Here is a 1,591-nt window from a genome sequence, read left to right on the forward strand (position 1 = left end):
GGCGGCGAGCAGGACGGCGGCCCAGCCGAGGAGGCGGGCGACGGTCTCGGTGCCGGCGCTGACCATCTCGTTGGTGACGGTGGCGGCCTCATCCGTGGTGAGCCGGCGGGTGCTGTCGCCGTCCTTGACCTCGGCGTGGACGAGCGCGGTCATCATGTCGTCGCGGGGTCGGGCGCGCCGGTCCTCGATCTGCTCGACGAAGTAGGTCCGCAGCCGGATGGTGGCGGCGCGGGAGAACTCGTTCATCATCCCGGCGCCTTCCTCGATGTGGAAGGTCTCGTCGATGGTCCGGCGGACCAGTTCGCGGTCGGCCGGGTCGACCCCGATGAGGGCGGAGATGACCATCGAGGGAAGTTGCGCGGCGAAGTCCTGGACGTAGTCGAAACCGCCCCCGCCGATCTGTGGGTCCAGGAGTTCCGCGCACAGCGCGCGGACCTGGCCCTCCAGGGCGGCGATGCGCCGCGGCGTGAAGGCGCGCGACACCAGCGCCCGCAGCGTGTTGTGGACCGGCGGGTCGGAGAAGATCAGGAAGCCGGGCGGGATCGGGTCCTTGCCCATGATCTCCAGCACGGTGCCGTACGCCGAGCTGTAGGTCTTGGTGTCGAGGTGGACGGCGTCGACGTCGGCGTGCCGGGAGACCGCGTAGAAGTCGTACCTGTCGTTGCGGTACAGGGGCTGCTCGTCGCGCATCCGGCGCCAGACCGGGTACGGGTCCACGTCGATGACCTTGTCGAAGGGGTCCCAACTTAAGTCCGTCACTGCTCGGACCTTTCTGTCCCGGAAGACGCCTCGCCGCGGTACCCCCCGCGTGGCACTGGTACCGGCGAGCGCGCTGAACTGTGGACTCCGACTGCGGCTTCCCGTGCCTGGTGGACTTCCCGGCCCGACCTCGCGGATCACCGCCGGCCACCGGGCAGGCTGTTGGCGCTCCCCTCCGGCGCGGATGTGGCGCGGCGTGGATGCCAGCCCAGCGGTAAACGGCCCGCCGTGCCAGCGAGGCCTGAACACGGGTGTCACAGTACTGACGCCAAATTGTTCGCGTCAACCAGCTGGCAGGCGGCCGGAAGCTCCGCTGGCGCAGGTATCGAGACCTGGAGCTACCACAGGTACGACGGGCAGGTGACCGGAACCTGTCACGAACCTCTGGGCGCGAGGATGGCGCGAGTCGGCCGGCCCGTCGACAGCTTCCTGTCAGTAGGCTGACGCCATATGGGCAGGCCGGCGGAACCAGACGACGAAGGCGACGGGCCGTCGCCGGACCGGCGCCGCTACGACAGCCCGGTGCGTCGCGGTCGCGCCGGCATCACCCGTGAGCGCATTCTCGCCGCCGGCTCCGAGGTGGTTCACCGTTTTCCGACGTGGGACTGGAAGGGCCTGACCTTCCGCGCCGTCGCGGACCGCGCCGGCGTCAGCGAGCGCACCGTCTACCGGCACTTCGCGACCGAGCGCGAGCTGCACGACGCCGTGATGCGACGGCTGGAGGAGGAGGCCGGCCTCTCCTACGACGGGCTGCATCTAGACCCGTCTTCCGCACGTGCGTGCGGTGAGACAGTTACTTGATCGATTGTTCGGATCGGGTCGGGTTGATCGG

Annotated in this window: 2 pseudogenes; one reads left to right on the plus strand and one right to left on the minus strand. The window is 69.5% G+C overall.

The features are described 5' to 3' along the window. Positions 1-759, minus strand: a pseudogene (locus I6A81_RS41120) (cytochrome P450); the annotation flags it as partial. Between the two features lie 450 nt (positions 760-1,209). Between I6A81_RS41120 and I6A81_RS41125 the strand changes: the two are divergent. Then, a pseudogene (locus I6A81_RS41125) lies at positions 1,210-1,521 on the plus strand (TetR/AcrR family transcriptional regulator); the annotation flags it as partial. Positions 1,522-1,591 lie beyond the last annotated feature (70 nt).

The sequence above is a fragment of the Frankia nepalensis genome (assembly GCF_016786325.1).
Classification (GTDB): Bacteria; Actinomycetota; Actinomycetes; order Frankiales; family Frankiaceae; genus Pseudofrankia; species Pseudofrankia nepalensis.